Genomic DNA, 13,553 nt, shown 5'->3' on the forward strand with positions numbered 1-13,553 from the left:
AACCCCCAATGTTGCAGAACCTCGAAATCCTTCAGATGGCGCAGGCACTTGCCTCGCATGCCGGGGCCAGGCAGGGTTTGACCGCGGCGAATGTCGCCAATGCCGACACGCCAGGATTCAAGGCGCGTGACCTGCCCGCCTTTGCCGAGGTGTATCGCGTGGCCGATCCCGCCCTGAACTTGCGCCAGACCCGTCCGGGGCACCTGGGCGGACCGGATGACCAGGCCGCGGGCGCGGTGCCCTCACCGGGCGCGATGAAGCCCAACGGCAACACCGTATCCCTTGAGGCCGAGATGGTGCGGGCCGCCCAGGTCCGGGGCCAGCATGACATGGCGCTGGCCGTCTACCGATCGGCCGCGACGATGATCCGGTCCAGCCTCGGGCGGGGGTAACGGCGGATGACAGACCTTTCCCTGCCCCTTGCGCAACAGCTGTCGGCATCCGGAATGCAGGCCCAGAGCCAGCGCCTTCGCCACGTTTCCGAAAACATCGCGAATGTCGACACGCCCGGTTACCACCGTAAGACCATACCGTTCCAGCCATCGGAGGCAGGGATGGTCGAGACGGGGCCAGTCAGACTGGATCGCAGCCCGCTGCTGCGGATCCACGATCCAGGCCATCCGCTGGCCGATGAATCCGGGCATTATGACGGCTCCAACGTCGACCTTGTGATCGAGATCGCCGACGCCCGTGAAGCGCAGCGCAGCTATGAGGCGAACCTGAAACTGTTCGATCAGGCCCGGCAGATGACCCGTGGGCTGTTTGATCTGTTGCGCCGGTAAGGGAGAACGCGGATGTCGATACAGGCGACGCTTGCCCAGCAATCCTACCTTCTGAACCGCACGGCGGCGGCCCCCGGGCCGGGCAGCCCACCGCGCGCCGACAACGCCATCGGACAGGCGGCCGGCGGGTTCGCCTCGGCCCTGGCAGAGGCGGAGGGAACGGCCAGGGCCGCGATGACGGGCGGGGCCGACCCGCAGGCCTTGGTAGAGGCGCTGGCCGCTTCCGAACTGGCGGTCGAAACGGCCGTCACCATCCGCAACAAGGTCGTCGAGGCCTATCAGGAAATCCTGAGGATGCCGGTATGACCGAAGCGGAGCTTTTCGACATGACGCGACAGACGCTTTGGGTGGCCGCCGTGGTATCGGCGCCTCTCCTGTTGGTCGCCCTGGTGACGGGCGTGGTGATCGGCCTGTTCCAGGCGCTGACCTCGGTGCAGGAAATGACCCTGACCTTCGTACCCAAGATCGGCGCGATGATCCTGACCTTCTGGATCACCATGGGTTTCATGAACGGTACGCTTCTTGCCTTCTTCCAGGACGAGATCGTGCCGCGGATCGCCGGGGGCTGACATGGACAGCGGCATCTACACCACTCTCACACGGCAAAGCGGCTTGAACCGCGAGATGCAGTCCATCGCCAACAACATCGCCAACGCGGGCACCACCGGGTTTCGGCGGGAAGGCGTGGTTTTTTCCGAATATCTGGTCGCAAACCCGGAAGGCGAAAGCCATTCGATGGCGCACGCGACCGCAAGGGTGATCGACCTGTCGCAGGCAGGGCTGGTGGAAACCGGAAACGACCTGGATTTCGCCATAGAAGGCGGCGGGTTCTTCTTGATCGAAACGCCCGCGGGAAACCGCCTGACAAGGGCCGGGGCCTTCACCCTTTCGCCGGAGGGCGAGGTCGTCACGCATGATGGCTACCGTCTTCTGGATGCCGGGGCAGCACCCATCGCCATCCCCCCCGGATCGGGAAGGCTCGCGCTTTCGGGCGACGGTGTGCTTTCCGCCGCGGGCCAGCCTGTGGCGCAGATCGGCCTGTGGCAAGCGGCGGACTCGAACGCACTGCGCCACGAGGCCGGAACGCGCTTTGATCCAGGCGGGGGCTTCGAACCCGCAGAAGACGGCCGCATCCTTCAGGGCCGGCTCGAGGAAAGCAATGTCGACCCGGTGCACGAGATCGCCCGCATGATCACCGTGCAACGCGCCTATGAATTCGGCCAGTCGTTCCTGTCACGCGAGGACGAGCGCCTGCGCGAGACAATCCGCACACTGGGATCGTGAAGGAGAGACGGATGAAGGCGCTTCAGATCGCGGCCAGCGGCATGGCGGCCCAGCAGATGCGGGTCGACGTGGTGTCGAACAACCTCGCGAACATGTCCACCACGGGCTACAACGCCCGGCGCGCCGAGTTTGCGGACCTGCATTATCAGCAGATCGCGCGTCCGGGCACCATCGCCGCGCAGGATGGCACGCAACTGCCGACCGGGATCCAGCTTGGTCTGGGCGTGCGGCCGCTGTCGGTATCGGTGATGCTGGCGCAGGGCGCCCTGGCACAAACCGGCGGCGATCTGGACGTGGCGATCGAGGGGCGCGGGTATCTTGAGGTGACGCTGCCCTCGGGTGCGTCGGCCTACACCCGCGATGGCGGGCTGAAGCGCACGGGCGAGGGGCTGATCGTCACGTCGGACGGTTTCCCGGTGCAGCCCGAGATCACGATTCCCGCGGATGCGCGTTCCATCGCCATCAATGCCGAGGGCGAGGTCTGGGCCTATTTCGCCGATCAGGTCGAACCGCAGTTGCTGGGCCAGTTCACCCTGACCGCGTTCACCAATGAAAAGGGGCTCGAGGCGATCGGATCGAACCTCTATCTGGAAACCGGCGCCAGTGGCCCGCCCGAAACCGGAACGCCGGGCGAGGATGGCCTGGGAACTTTGCGGCAGGGCTTTCTGGAAGAAAGCTCGGTCGATGCGGTGCGTGAGGTGACAGAACTGATCAAGGCGCAGCGCGGATACGAGTTGAACGCCAAGGTGATCACCGCCGCCGACCAGATGCTGTCGGCCACGACGCAGGTGCGCTGATGCGGGCGCTGGCGCTGATCCTTGCCCTTGTCCCTTTTTCCCCCGCGGCGGCGGAGGTTCTGGTCGCCGCACGGATGATCCCGGCGCGAACAGTTCTGACCGCTGCGGACCTGGCGGTGAAGCCGGGCGATAATCCCGCCGCGATGACGGATCCGGCGCAGGCGATCGGCCTGGAAACGCGCGTGGCGCTTTACCCCGGTCGCCCTGTTCACGGTTCGGATCTGGCCCCACCCGGAATGGTGGAGCGGAACCAGATCGTGACGCTCGTCTTCCGCTCGGGCGGGCTGACGATCCGGGCCGAAGGGCGTGCGCTTGATCGCGGGGCGATCGGAGACCCGGTCAAGGTGATGAACCTGTCCTCCCGCAACACAACAACCGGCCATGTCCTTCCCGACGGAATGGTAATGGTCGACCCATGAGGAGTGCACGAATGATGCGCGTTGCCGTTCTTCTGACGCTGTGCCTGACGGTCGCCTGTTCCCGGCTGGAAGAGGTGGGCAAGGCCCCCGCCTTCACGCCGCTGGAAGGCAGCTACCAGCATCACGCGATCTATTCGACGCCGATGCCCGCTTCCACCCCGCCGGATCGCGAGGTCGATGAGGCCTCGCTCTGGGAAGAGAATCGCGCCGCGTTGTTCGGTGAAAGGCGGGCCGCGCGGCGGGGTGACATCCTGACCGTCGTGATCGAGATCGACGACAAGGCCGAGATTTCCAATTCCTCGGGCCGCAGCCGGAACGGTTCCGAATCCCTGGGAATCCCCGCGCTTGTCGGCATTCCGCAGCGGATCGACCGGGAATTGCCCGAGGGGGCCAGCATGGCCGAGGCGGTAGAGACGCAATCGGCCTCGACCTTTTCGGGCGAGGGTTCGGTGGCACGGAATGAAAAGCTCACGCTCAGGGTGGCTGCCACGGTGGTCGAGGAACTGCCGAACGGCGTCCTGCGGATCGAGGGCCAGCAGGAGGTGCGGGTCAACTTCGAACTGCGCGAGCTTCTGGTATCGGGCTATGTCCGCCCGACCGACATCTCGCGCCAGAACGAAATCACCTATGACAAGATCGCCGGCGCGCGGATTTCCTATGGCGGGCGCGGCCAGATCACCGATGTGCAGCAACCCCGCTACGGCCAGCAGGTGGCCGATGCGATCCTGCCGTTCTGAGCCGCCATGCTGCGCCTCGTGATCCCGGTCGTGATCGTTCTTCTGGCCACCGGCGGCGGCATGGCCGCAGGCCTGTTCCTGCGCCCGCCGCCCGATCCGGCCCATGCCGCAGAGGGGACCGGGACCGCTGGCGCCGAGGCGGAGGGTGCCAAGGGCGCGGACCAGGGCAGCGGGACGGGCGCGGATGACGGCGAAGGGCATCAGGACGCCAAGCATCAGGACAGTGGCGAAACCGCGCCGGAATACGTCAAGCTGAACAACCAGTTCGTCGTGCCCGTTGTCGAAGAGGGGCGCGTGCGGTCTCTGGTGATCCTGTCACTGGGGCTGGAGGTGGCACCCGGAACGACCGAGGATGTCTATGCCCGTGAACCAAAGCTGCGGGATGCCTTCCTTCAGCTTCTGTTCGATCATGCAAACTCAGGGGGGTTCAAGGGCACCTTCACCGACGGTGCGAACCTGATCCTCTTGCGACGGTCCCTTCTGGAATCGGCGCAGCGCGTTCTTGGTCAGAAAGTCACGGATGTGCTGATTTCGGAAATGGCACGGCAGGACAGTTGATCCAGCCGATGCGGGGGCGGATCAGCCCCGCCCGGCACCATAGCGCGCCATGAACATCTCGACCGCGCCCCGGATGGTGCGTTCGATGTCGCGCGGCTGGCAGCAGTCGGCCATGCCAAAGATCAGCCGGTTATGGATATCGGCCTTGCACAGTTCGGCGAACTGATCCGCCGCCAGTTCGATGTCGTCGATCACCAGTTCACCCCGCGCGACCGCCTCGCGCAGGTAATCCGCCAGCCTCTGGCGCACCAGAAGCGGCCCCGAATGATAGAACTGATGCCCGAGTTCGGGGAAGCGGTCGCTTTCGGCAACGCAGATCCGGAAGACCCGCATCCCGAAATCCGACATGATGAATTGCGTGATCCGCCGTGCGGCTGCCGTCAGGACCTGTTCGGGCGGCAGGGTCAGGTCGATCAACTCCACCGCCTCGTCGGCCTGGCGCTGGCATTCCGTCTTGGCGACCTCCATGAACAGAAGCCGCTTGTCCGGGAAATAGCTGTAGAGCGTTGCCTTGGACACGCCGGCCTCGCGCGCGATGTCGTCGACCGAGGCCCCTTCATAGCCGTCGCGCATGAAGACGATCCGGGCGCCGTTCAGCACCTGTTCGTATTTGCGGCCACGCCGGATCTGCTCGTCAGCGATGTTCATCATTACTGTCGCAACCTAGCCCAATCGCGGGGGATCGGGCAAGGCCGCGCAGGGGTTCATGGCGCCGATGGCTCGGCGCAGGTGCCCTTGGGCGCCGGCTGCGCCGGATCGATGCAGCCACGGGTGACGGCATCGCCGCCGGTCTCGGGCCAGGTGGGCGTGGGCACGTCCAGCGGAATGTTGAACGCCAGAACGGGGGAGGCCATCGAAAGCCCCAGAAGAAGGGCCATGAGCGGGATGGAGCGTGTCATGTCTGCACCTAACTAAACTGATCGGTTCAGTTTATATGAACCGATCAGTTTAGTTTTTCAAGTGCCTTCCGCTGCCCGCAACGAAAACTTCCCGCCGGCCAAACACAGCCGGTCAGCGGCCCCGCCAGGCGGCCAGGATGTAGGAAGCCGTCATCAGATCCAGGTGCGCGCCGCCGCCGTTCTTGCTGATCGTGATGTCGTCGGGCGAGGTGCGCCGGAACGCCCCCGACGCCAGATCATAGTAATCGGCCACGATGTCGCCTTCGGAAATGACGCCGCGGGCAATCGGATCCTTGAACTCGCCGATATGGTGGATGGTGGTTGCCCGGCTGTCGGCAAAGATGCGGGCACGGCGCAGGGCTTCGTCGTCGACCTCGCGCATGTCGGGCCGGTAGGCCCCGATCAGGTCCAGATGCTGGCCCGGTTTCAGCCAGGCGCCTTTCACCAGGGGGTCGCGCGACATGGTGCAGGTGCAGATCACGTCAGCCGCCCTCACCGCCGTCTCAAGATCGTCGGTGGCCGTCACCCTTTCGCCTTCCATGGCCCGCGCAGAGTCGATGGTCCGGCTCCAGACGGTAAATCGCGCCTGGGGAAAGATCATCGAATAGGCGGAGATCATCGACCGGGCCACGGCACCCGCGCCCACGATCAGGATGGCGCGGCTGTCCGGTCGGGCCAGCTTGCGCGCGGCAAGCAGGCTGTCGCCAGCCGTCTTCCACTTGGTCACAAGGTGGAAATCCACGACCGCCTCGAGTTCGCCGGTGCGATCGGCGTAAAGCGTCACCGCGCCGTTGATCGTGGGTTTGTCCAGCGCCTTGTTTTCCGGAAAGATCGTGGCGCATTTCACCAGCAGGCCAAGCCCGTCGATCCATGCCGAACGGTTCAAAAGCGTATCCTGTCCGCGATACAGGAACATGTCGGCAATCTCGGCCCGCGGCAGCCGATGGCCTGCCTCGATCGCCTCGGACAGGGTGATCCAGTCCAGATGGGCCTCTGCCTCGGGTCCAATCATTTCTACCGTCACAGCGCGGCCTCCTCCTTGGTCAGCAATCCTTCGGCCACCAGTCGGCAGGCCCAGCCTTCGGGCCCGTCGAACAGATGGGTGCGCCAGCCGCGTGCGGCGGCCACGGCGATGTTCTCGGCCCGGTCATCGGTAAAGATCAGCCGGTCGGGGGCAATGCCGCAATCCTCCTCGACCATCTCATAGATGCGGGGCGCCGGTTTCGTGACACCCATGTGCCCCGAGACATAGCCGCGATCGAATTCCGTCAGGAATTCGTACTGCGTCTGCGCATAGGCAAAGGCATGGGTGCCGAAATTCGTCAGCGAGAAGACCGGGATGCCCTTCGCCCGCAGCCGCCGCAAGAGCGTGATCGACCCTTCGATCCGGGGCGAGGCCATGTCGATCCAGTTGTGATACCACATGCGGATTTCCTCGGCCCAGTCCGGATGACGGTCCGCCCAGTCATAGATGGTTTCGCGGAACAGCGCCCCCGCGTCGATGGCGTCGTTCATTCCGTGCAGGTCAACCGCCGCGAACAGGGCGCGCCGCCGCGCCTCGCCAATGGTGCGGTCATAGAATGACTCGGGATTCCAGCGGATCAGCACATTGCCGATGTCGAAAATCACCGCTTCGGGTGTCATGTCCTCTCCTTCTTGCGCACCGTTTCGCGCCAGAAGGTATAAAGACCCGCGCCGCAGATAAGCACAATCCCCGCCCATGCCACCCGATCGGGAAAGGTGCCAAAGACGACGGCGCCCCAGAAGATCGCCATCGGGATGCCGATGTATTCGAACGGGGCGACCAGCGCTGCCTCGCACAACCGGTAGGCCTGGCTCATCATCAGCCCGCCGATGCCCACGGCCAGGCCGCTGGCCAGAAAGAACGGCCAGTCCCGCACCGGGGGCCAGACCCAATCGCGGAACAGGAAGGCAAGCGACGGATCGGAAGAACCGGCCATATGGCCATCCCCCACCCAAAGCCCCATGCAGGACGAAACGCAGATGAACCCGCACTGGACATAGAAGTTCAGCGTGAAAGCGCTTTCCGTGCCGCGCAGGATGCGGGTCATGGTGTGGCTGGCCGCATAGCACAGGGCGGAAATCAGGATCAGCACCGCCGCGGGCTGGATCACGCCATTGCCCGGCCGCATCATCACCACCACTCCAAGCAGGCCGACCCCGACCGCCGCCCATCGGCGTGGCCCCACCGGTTCGCGCAGGATCAGCGCCGACATGGCGGTTATCAGCACCGGCGCGATGAAGGCCAGCGCAACCGCATCGGCAATCGGCATCGCCGCAAGTCCAAGGAAGTAGGTGACATTCGACACCATCACGATCGCGACGCGCAGCAGATGCGCGCCGGGCCGCTTGGTGCGCAGCTGCGCCAGCCCCACCTCTGTCATGGCAATGACGGCGAGGATGATCGTCATTCCCACCAGCGCCCGGATCAGGATCACCTGATGCAGCGCATAGTCGCCCGACAGGAACTTGATCGACAGGTCGTTGACCGAAAGCGTGACCCCGCCCCCGAGGGCCAGCAGGATGCCACGGATCGGCAAGGGGTTGATCAGCTGCGCATCGCTCATGCGCCGAAGGTGCCGCGTCGAATTTGCCCTGTCTGTCCCGCGCGCGACTCAGCCGTGCAGGACTTGCCGCGCAAGCCGGTCGAGCGTGTCCAGAAACCGCGACCTGTCAGCCTTGGAAAAGGCGCGCCCGCCCCCCTGCCGGAACGGGTCGGCGGCGCGCAGATCGGCCATCAGGTCGCGCGTGGCCAGCACGTTGCCGATGTTGGCGCCGGTCAGCACCTCGCCGTTCGGCCGGATCACCCGCGCGCCTGCGGCGACGCATTTCGCGGCAAGTGGGATATCGTTCGTCACCACCACATCGCGCGGCCCGGCGGTGCCTGCGATCCACTTGTCGGCCTCGTCCGGGCCGTCGGGGACAAAGACACTTTCCACCAGCGGGTTGGCGCTTGGCCTGATCCCGCCGTTCGACACCAGAACCATCCGCATCCCGTGGCGCGTCGCCACCCTCTCTGCCTCGGCCTTCACGGGGCAGGCATCGGCGTCGATCAGGATGCGCGGCGCCTCAGCCATACAGCGCCTCGGCATGAAAGCCGATGTGGTCTTCCATGAAGGTCGAGACGAAGAAATAGCTGTGGTCATAGCCCTTGTTCATCCGGAACGTGCCGTTCTGGCGGCGCGCGGCCATCGCCTCGGCCAGGGCCTCGGGCATCAGCAGGTGCAGGAACTGATCCTTCGCGCCCTGATCCACCAGGACCGGCCCGTCAAAGCCCCGCGTCCGCATCAGCAGGGTCGAGTCATGCGCCGCCCATTTCGATTCGTCCGCGCCCAGATAGGCGGTGAACTGCTTGCGGCCCCATTCGCTGGCCGTCGGGTGCGCGATCGGCGCAAAGGCCGACACCGACCGGAAGCGCCCCGGAAAGCTCATCGCGATGGTTAGGGCGCCATGCCCGCCCATCGAATGGCCGGTGATGGCCTGCCGGTCCTCGTCCACCTCGAACCCGTTGAACAGGACGCGCGGCAATTCGTCGGTGATGTAGTCCCACATGCGGAAATGCGGCGCCCAGGGCGATTGCGTGGCGTTCACATAGAAACCCGCGCCCTGCCCAAGGTCATAGGCCTCGTCATTGGCGATGCCCTCGCCCCGCGGGCTGGTGTCGGGAAAGACCAGCGCAACGCCCTGTTCGGCCGCCCATTTCTGTGCGCCGGCCTTCACCATCGCGTTCTCATGCGTGCAGGTCAGCCCCGAGAGATACCAGATCACCGGAACCGGGCCGGTCTCGGCCTCTTCGGGCAGAAAAAGGCCAAAGGTCATGTCACAACCGCAGGCCGACGAGTCATGGGAATAGACCCCCTGCACGCCGCCGAAACAGCGGTTTTCCGAAATCGTCTTCATCCCTGTCCTCCCAGATCCGGATTGAGCCCCGTCACCCACGCGATCACCAGTGACACTGTCACGATGCTGACCGCCGTCGAGATCAGGATCGAGGTCGAAACCCGTTGCGGGGCCACCCCGTAGTGTTGCGCCAGAATATAGACATTGCCCGCCACGGGAAGCGAGGCCGCCGCGATCATCACACCCGCCGCGAAGGATTCCACCTCGAACAGCACCAGCGCGGAAAAGGCCACCGCCGCCGGGTGCAGCACGAGTTTCGCGAAGGACAGCCAGGCCGCAACCTCGATCCGTTCCGCCGAACGGCCCGCCAGCGAGGCACCGATGGCAAAAAGCGCCCCCGGCGTTGCCGCCGCGCCGAGAATACCCATGAATTCGTTGATCGGGCCGGGCACCGGCGATCCCGTCGCCGACCAGACAAGCCCCGCCACCATCGACACGATCATCGGATTCTTCAGAAGGCCCAGCCCAAGCGCGCGGAAAATGCCCAGGCTCATCCGCCCTTCGCGCACACCGGTGATGATCAGCGTGATCAGGCTGGAAAAGACGATCATGTCGATCACCAGCACCATCAGGACGGGCCCCGCCGCCTCGGCCCCCAAGAGCACGACCAGCATCGGCACGCCCAGAAACCCGGTGTTTCCGATGACCGCGCATTGCGCCTCGATCGCGGCCTCGGCAAGGCTGACGCGACGCAGGAAGGCCACGCCCAGAGCCAGCAGATAGACGACCGCGCAGCCCGCAAGATAGGCCATCGCAAAGCGCGCATCGAAGATGTCCGACAGCGACAGGTTCGAGGTGAAGCGGAACAGCATCGCCGAAAGGGCGAAGTAGAAGACGAATTTCGTCAGGTAGGCCGTCGCCTCGGGCGTGAAGAATCGCACGCGCCCGGCCCAGTATCCCAGTCCGATCAGGGCAAAGAACGGCAATGTCTTCAAAAAGATGGGCAGCATCGCAGGCCTGTCAGAGGTTCGCGAACTTGGTCCCACGCCCTCCGGCCGGATGCAAGCCCGGATCGCCCCGATCCGTTTCCAACGGAACGGTCAGGGTGAATTCCCCCGGCCGCGGTCAGCGAAAGACGGTCAGGATCTGGTCGAGCGGCTTCTTGCGCTTGGCCACGGCGGGCACCGTTGCGTCATCTGCAGGATAACCCACCGGAAGGATCATCACCGCCTTCTCATGCGCCGGACGTCCGCAAAGCTCGGGAAGAAACTTCATCGGGTTCGGCGTATGGGTCAGGCAAACGAGTCCGGCCATGTGCAGGGCCGTGATCAACATTCCGGTCGCGATACCCACGCTTTCCGGCACGTAATAGTTCTTGTAGCGTTGCCCGTCCTCCGTCACCCCGTACCGTTGGGCAAAGACCACGATCAGCCAGGGCGCGTCGGTCAGATGGGGCTTGCTGACCCCGGTGCCGATCGGTTCCAGCGCGGCAAGCCATTCGTCGCCCGCGCCACCGGAATAGAACTCGCGCTCTTCCTCTTCTGCCGCCTCGCGGATCTTCGCCTTCATCGCCGGGTCGGAAATGGCCGCGAAATGCCAGGGCTGGTGATTGGCACCCGACGGGGCGCTGCCCGCGGCCTCGATGCAGGCGGTAATCACCGACTCGGGCACCGTGCGGCTGGAATAGTCGCGTACGGAATGGCGCTTTTTCATGTAGTCGCGAAAAGCCTGAACCTCGGCCAGGGCCCCCGCGTCATCGCGTTGCACCCGGTCGGGCAGGGGCAGCGCCTGATAGGTGACTTCGCCCTTCTTGTACATCTTACCCCCTGTTCCGGGGTCAGCCGCCGCCGATCAACGCCCCCGCCGCGAACACCAGAGCACCGCCCAGCACGACTTGCAAGGCCGCACGCAGAAAGGGCGTTTCCATGTACTTGTTCTGGATCCAGGCAATCGCCCACAGTTCGATGAACACCACGATCATGGCGATCGTCGTCGCGGTCCAGAATTCGGGGATCAGATAGGGCAGTGCATGGCCCATCCCGCCGAGGGTGGTCATCACGCCGGACGCAAGGCCACGCTTCCACGGGCTGCCACGGCCCGAAAGCACGCCATCGTCATGCGCGGCTTCTGTGAAGCCCATGGAAATCCCCGCCCCCACGCTGGCCGCCGAACCCACAAGGAAGGTCGTCCATGTGTCCTGCGTGGCGAAGGCCGTCGCAAAAATCGGGGCGAGCGTGGAAACCGACCCGTCCATCAACCCCGCAAGCCCCGGCTGCACCCATGTCAGGATGAACTGCCGCCGGGCGCTGCGGTCTTCCTCGCTGCGGCTGTCGTCATCCAGATGCTGGCTCGCCAGATCTTCGGCGGTGCGTTCATGCCCCGCCTCGGCCGCCGCCAGATCGCCCAACAGCCGACGGGTGCCCGCATCGGTCGTGACCTGCGCGGCGCGGGTGTAGAAGGCCTGCGCCTGCGCTTCCATGGCGCGGGCTTCGTCGCGAATCGAGTCAAGGCTCAGGTTTTCGGTCAGCCAGATGGGCTTGCGGGCGTAATAGCCCGCGACATGTTCGCGCCGGATCAGGGGGATGACATCACCAAAGCGTTGGCTGTGCAGGTCGATCAGCCGTTGGCGATGCTGATCTTCCTCGGCCGCCATACCCTCGAAAAGGGCGGCTGAAGCGGGGTAATCCGCGCGAAGACGCTGCGCAAAACTGCGATAGATGCGCGCGTCATCCTCTTCCGAGGAAATCGCCAGCGCCAGAACCTCTTGCTCGCTCAGGTCGGAAAAACGGCGGCGACCGCCGAAACCGGGGATCATGATGTGCCCTTTCTTAGAATGGTTCTAAGTTAACCGCTCTGCCACCGGGGTTCAAGGCCCCTATGGATGGGGCGATGGCGGCTTTGAATTGTCCAGAACGCGAACCTCGCGCTGCGGGAAGGGTATGGAAATGCCATTCGCCTGAAACGCATCCCACAGCGCCAGATAGACGTTGCCGCGGATGTTGGTCAGGCCCTCCGTCGGATCGCTGATCCAGAACCGCAGGATGTAATCCACCGAACTGTCGCCAAAGCCTACGATATGGCAGACCGCGGGCTTGTCGCGCAGCACGCGGGATGTCTTCATCGCCGCCTCCACGGCCAGCGCGCGCACCTTGTGCGGATCGTCGCCATAGGACGTGCCAAAGAACAGGTCCAGCCGCACGAAATCGTTCGAATGCGACCAGTTCACAACCTGACCGGTGATCAGGTCTTCGTTCGGGATCAGGAATTCCTTGCCGTCGCGGGTGACGACCGAAACATAGCGCGCGCCGAGGCTTTCGATCCACCCAAAGGTGTCGCCAAGGCTGATCACGTCGCCGGGCTTTACCGATTTGTCCAGCAGGATGATCACACCCGAGACAAGGTTCGACACCACCTTTTGCAGGCCGAAGCCCAGGCCGACGCCGATGGCACCCGACAGGACGGCCAGACCCGTCAGGTCAAAGCCCACCGCCTTCAGCCCGATGAAGAAGGCCGCACCGTAAAGGCCGATCTGCAGGATCTTGACCGCCAGCACCCGCATCGAGGGGCTGATGTCTTCGTTCGCGCGAATCCGGTTCGAGGCGCCCTGCGTCATCAGCCGCGCGCCGGTGAACAGCGCGCCGGTCACCACCAGCGCCTTCAGCACCGTCAGGGCCGAGATGCGGAAATCGCCGAAGGTGACCGCCAGACTGTCAAGGAATTGCGAAACCGGATCGACAAACCCCAGAAAAAGCAGTGTGACATAGGCCCAGCCCAGCCATGTCACAAGCTGCCTGAGAAACCGGTTGCGGATGATCCGCGTGACCAGCCCGATCACCAACCAGGCCGTGGCGATGGTGGCGACCAGTTCCACCAGGTACCGCCGCGAGGGGAAGGGCGTGATCTGTGCGATGACAAAGGCGGCAGCCCAGGCGAACAGGACAAAAACGATCCCGCGCAGGCGACGTCGGAAAACCGACATCAGCCGCAACTGCCAAATCCGCAACCCCTCGTGGCTTCGAATCCAGTCGTCCACCCGCGGCGACAGCCAGCGGGCGACCAGATGGGCCAGGATGGCCAGCGCCAGCAATAGTCCCAACTGATACAGGCGCGTGGGGATGAACAGCGTCTTTATAAAGGCGAAGAGCTGCGCCCAAAGGCCCTCGGCGCTCTGTAGAATTCCCTGATCGATCAGATCCATACGATGCCTCCCACACGC

At 64.6% G+C, this 13,553-nt stretch carries 20 protein-coding genes; 9 read left to right on the forward strand and 11 right to left on the reverse strand.

From position 1 onward, the window contains the following. The first annotated feature begins 8 nt into the window (after positions 1 to 8). The 9 genes from E7811_RS07535 to E7811_RS07575 are packed head-to-tail and all read left to right on the forward strand — an operon-like array spanning position 9 to position 4,577. Positions 9 to 392, forward strand: a complete 384-nt coding sequence (locus E7811_RS07535; protein ID WP_136393908.1) for a FlgB family protein — start codon at positions 9 to 11, stop codon at positions 390 to 392. Positions 393 to 398: 6 nt separating this feature from the next. Continuing rightward, the gene (gene flgC / locus E7811_RS07540) at positions 399 to 782 is read left to right on the forward strand and encodes a flagellar basal body rod protein FlgC (protein ID WP_136393909.1); all 384 of its coding nucleotides are present in this window, start codon (positions 399 to 401) and stop codon (positions 780 to 782) included. Between the two features lie 12 nt (positions 783 to 794). Next, positions 795 to 1,088, forward strand: coding sequence for a flagellar hook-basal body complex protein FliE (gene fliE / locus E7811_RS07545; protein WP_136393910.1), 294 nt, complete (start codon positions 795 to 797; stop codon positions 1,086 to 1,088). Continuing rightward, positions 1,085 to 1,351 carry a flagellar biosynthetic protein FliQ gene (locus E7811_RS07550; RefSeq protein ID WP_136393911.1) on the forward strand — a complete coding sequence of 89 codons (267 nt, stop codon included), beginning with the start codon at positions 1,085 to 1,087 and terminating at the stop codon, positions 1,349 to 1,351. Before fliE ends, E7811_RS07550 begins: the two co-directional genes overlap by 4 nt. A gap of 1 nt (position 1,352) precedes the next feature. After that, complete coding sequence (locus E7811_RS07555) at positions 1,353 to 2,066, forward strand: flagellar hook-basal body complex protein (protein WP_136393912.1); 714 nt, start codon at positions 1,353 to 1,355, stop codon at positions 2,064 to 2,066. An 11-nt stretch (positions 2,067 to 2,077) separates the two neighbouring features. After that, positions 2,078 to 2,863, forward strand: coding sequence for a flagellar basal-body rod protein FlgG (gene flgG / locus E7811_RS07560; RefSeq protein ID WP_136393913.1), 786 nt, complete (start codon positions 2,078 to 2,080; stop codon positions 2,861 to 2,863). Continuing rightward, positions 2,863 to 3,282 carry a flagellar basal body P-ring formation chaperone FlgA gene (gene flgA / locus E7811_RS07565; RefSeq protein WP_136393914.1) on the forward strand — a complete coding sequence of 140 codons (420 nt, stop codon included), beginning with the start codon at positions 2,863 to 2,865 and terminating at the stop codon, positions 3,280 to 3,282. The genes flgG and flgA overlap by 1 nt, the downstream gene beginning before the upstream one ends. Positions 3,283 to 3,296: 14 nt before the next feature. Continuing rightward, a complete protein-coding gene (flgH, locus tag E7811_RS07570; protein WP_136394275.1) occupies positions 3,297 to 4,019 on the forward strand; it encodes a flagellar basal body L-ring protein FlgH in 723 nt (240 codons plus the stop codon). Positions 4,020 to 4,025: 6 nt separating this feature from the next. Continuing rightward, positions 4,026 to 4,577 (forward strand): flagellar basal body-associated FliL family protein, encoded by a 552-nt coding sequence (locus E7811_RS07575; protein ID WP_136393915.1) that lies wholly within the window; start codon positions 4,026 to 4,028, stop codon positions 4,575 to 4,577. Positions 4,578 to 4,598: 21 nt separating this feature from the next. Here the strand turns inward: E7811_RS07575 and E7811_RS07580 are convergent, their stop codons facing one another. The 11 genes from E7811_RS07580 to E7811_RS07630 all read right to left on the reverse strand — a co-directional run bounded on the left by E7811_RS07580 (position 4,599) and on the right by E7811_RS07630 (position 13,535). Further along, positions 4,599 to 5,225 (reverse strand): TetR/AcrR family transcriptional regulator, encoded by a 627-nt coding sequence (locus E7811_RS07580; RefSeq protein ID WP_136394276.1) that lies wholly within the window; start codon positions 5,223 to 5,225, stop codon positions 4,599 to 4,601. A gap of 56 nt (positions 5,226 to 5,281) precedes the next feature. Next, on the reverse strand, positions 5,282 to 5,476 hold the full coding sequence (locus E7811_RS07585) for a hypothetical protein (protein WP_136393916.1): 195 nt from the start codon (positions 5,474 to 5,476) through the stop codon (positions 5,282 to 5,284). 112 nt (positions 5,477 to 5,588) lie between these two features. Next, on the reverse strand, positions 5,589 to 6,500 hold the full coding sequence (locus tag E7811_RS07590) for an ornithine cyclodeaminase family protein (protein WP_136393917.1): 912 nt from the start codon (positions 6,498 to 6,500) through the stop codon (positions 5,589 to 5,591). Continuing rightward, positions 6,497 to 7,120 (reverse strand): HAD family hydrolase, encoded by a 624-nt coding sequence (locus E7811_RS07595; RefSeq protein ID WP_136393918.1) that lies wholly within the window; start codon positions 7,118 to 7,120, stop codon positions 6,497 to 6,499. The genes E7811_RS07590 and E7811_RS07595 overlap by 4 nt, the downstream gene beginning before the upstream one ends. Beyond that, positions 7,117 to 8,064, reverse strand: coding sequence for a DMT family transporter (locus E7811_RS07600; protein ID WP_136393919.1), 948 nt, complete (start codon positions 8,062 to 8,064; stop codon positions 7,117 to 7,119). The genes E7811_RS07595 and E7811_RS07600 overlap by 4 nt, the downstream gene beginning before the upstream one ends. A gap of 48 nt (positions 8,065 to 8,112) precedes the next feature. Further along, on the reverse strand, positions 8,113 to 8,574 hold the full coding sequence (locus tag E7811_RS07605; protein ID WP_136393920.1) for a YaiI/YqxD family protein: 462 nt from the start codon (positions 8,572 to 8,574) through the stop codon (positions 8,113 to 8,115). After that, the gene (fghA, locus tag E7811_RS07610) at positions 8,567 to 9,397 is read right to left on the reverse strand and encodes an S-formylglutathione hydrolase (RefSeq protein ID WP_136393921.1); all 831 of its coding nucleotides are present in this window, start codon (positions 9,395 to 9,397) and stop codon (positions 8,567 to 8,569) included. The genes E7811_RS07605 and fghA overlap by 8 nt, the downstream gene beginning before the upstream one ends. Then, positions 9,394 to 10,347: an AEC family transporter gene (locus E7811_RS07615; RefSeq protein ID WP_136393922.1), complete on the reverse strand. Its 954-nt coding sequence runs from the start codon at positions 10,345 to 10,347 to the stop codon at positions 9,394 to 9,396. The genes fghA and E7811_RS07615 overlap by 4 nt, the downstream gene beginning before the upstream one ends. A gap of 115 nt (positions 10,348 to 10,462) precedes the next feature. Beyond that, on the reverse strand, positions 10,463 to 11,155 hold the full coding sequence (locus E7811_RS07620; protein WP_136393923.1) for a nitroreductase family protein: 693 nt from the start codon (positions 11,153 to 11,155) through the stop codon (positions 10,463 to 10,465). A 19-nt stretch (positions 11,156 to 11,174) separates the two neighbouring features. Further along, positions 11,175 to 12,152 carry an iron exporter MbfA gene (gene mbfA, locus E7811_RS07625; RefSeq protein ID WP_136393924.1) on the reverse strand — a complete coding sequence of 326 codons (978 nt, stop codon included), beginning with the start codon at positions 12,150 to 12,152 and terminating at the stop codon, positions 11,175 to 11,177. A 60-nt stretch (positions 12,153 to 12,212) separates the two neighbouring features. Then, the gene (locus E7811_RS07630; RefSeq protein WP_136393925.1) at positions 12,213 to 13,535 is read right to left on the reverse strand and encodes a mechanosensitive ion channel family protein; all 1,323 of its coding nucleotides are present in this window, start codon (positions 13,533 to 13,535) and stop codon (positions 12,213 to 12,215) included. Positions 13,536 to 13,553 lie beyond the last annotated feature (18 nt).

The sequence above is a fragment of the Aliigemmobacter aestuarii genome (assembly GCF_004799285.1).
Classification (GTDB): Bacteria; Pseudomonadota; Alphaproteobacteria; order Rhodobacterales; family Rhodobacteraceae; genus Aliigemmobacter; species Aliigemmobacter aestuarii.

Coding starts and splice junctions, on each gene's coding strand:
- flgH (WP_136394275.1), top strand. CDS start 3,297: ATGCGCGTTGCCGTTCTTCTGACGCTGTGCCTGACGGTCGCCTGTTCC.
- E7811_RS07580 (WP_136394276.1), bottom strand. CDS start 5,225: ATGAACATCGCTGACGAGCAGATCCGGCGTGGCCGCAAATACGAACAG.
- E7811_RS07555 (WP_136393912.1), top strand. CDS start 1,353: ATGGACAGCGGCATCTACACCACTCTCACACGGCAAAGCGGCTTGAAC.
- E7811_RS07615 (WP_136393922.1), bottom strand. CDS start 10,347: ATGCTGCCCATCTTTTTGAAGACATTGCCGTTCTTTGCCCTGATCGGA.
- fghA (WP_136393921.1), bottom strand. CDS start 9,397: ATGAAGACGATTTCGGAAAACCGCTGTTTCGGCGGCGTGCAGGGGGTC.
- fliE (WP_136393910.1), top strand. CDS start 795: ATGTCGATACAGGCGACGCTTGCCCAGCAATCCTACCTTCTGAACCGC.
- flgG (WP_136393913.1), top strand. CDS start 2,078: ATGAAGGCGCTTCAGATCGCGGCCAGCGGCATGGCGGCCCAGCAGATG.
- E7811_RS07575 (WP_136393915.1), top strand. CDS start 4,026: ATGCTGCGCCTCGTGATCCCGGTCGTGATCGTTCTTCTGGCCACCGGC.
- E7811_RS07605 (WP_136393920.1), bottom strand. CDS start 8,574: ATGGCTGAGGCGCCGCGCATCCTGATCGACGCCGATGCCTGCCCCGTG.
- mbfA (WP_136393924.1), bottom strand. CDS start 12,152: ATGATCCCCGGTTTCGGCGGTCGCCGCCGTTTTTCCGACCTGAGCGAG.
- E7811_RS07585 (WP_136393916.1), bottom strand. CDS start 5,476: ATGACACGCTCCATCCCGCTCATGGCCCTTCTTCTGGGGCTTTCGATG.
- E7811_RS07630 (WP_136393925.1), bottom strand. CDS start 13,535: ATGGATCTGATCGATCAGGGAATTCTACAGAGCGCCGAGGGCCTTTGG.
- flgC (WP_136393909.1), top strand. CDS start 399: ATGACAGACCTTTCCCTGCCCCTTGCGCAACAGCTGTCGGCATCCGGA.
- E7811_RS07595 (WP_136393918.1), bottom strand. CDS start 7,120: ATGACACCCGAAGCGGTGATTTTCGACATCGGCAATGTGCTGATCCGC.
- E7811_RS07600 (WP_136393919.1), bottom strand. CDS start 8,064: ATGAGCGATGCGCAGCTGATCAACCCCTTGCCGATCCGTGGCATCCTG.
- E7811_RS07620 (WP_136393923.1), bottom strand. CDS start 11,155: ATGTACAAGAAGGGCGAAGTCACCTATCAGGCGCTGCCCCTGCCCGAC.
- flgA (WP_136393914.1), top strand. CDS start 2,863: ATGCGGGCGCTGGCGCTGATCCTTGCCCTTGTCCCTTTTTCCCCCGCG.
- E7811_RS07550 (WP_136393911.1), top strand. CDS start 1,085: ATGACCGAAGCGGAGCTTTTCGACATGACGCGACAGACGCTTTGGGTG.
- E7811_RS07535 (WP_136393908.1), top strand. CDS start 9: ATGTTGCAGAACCTCGAAATCCTTCAGATGGCGCAGGCACTTGCCTCG.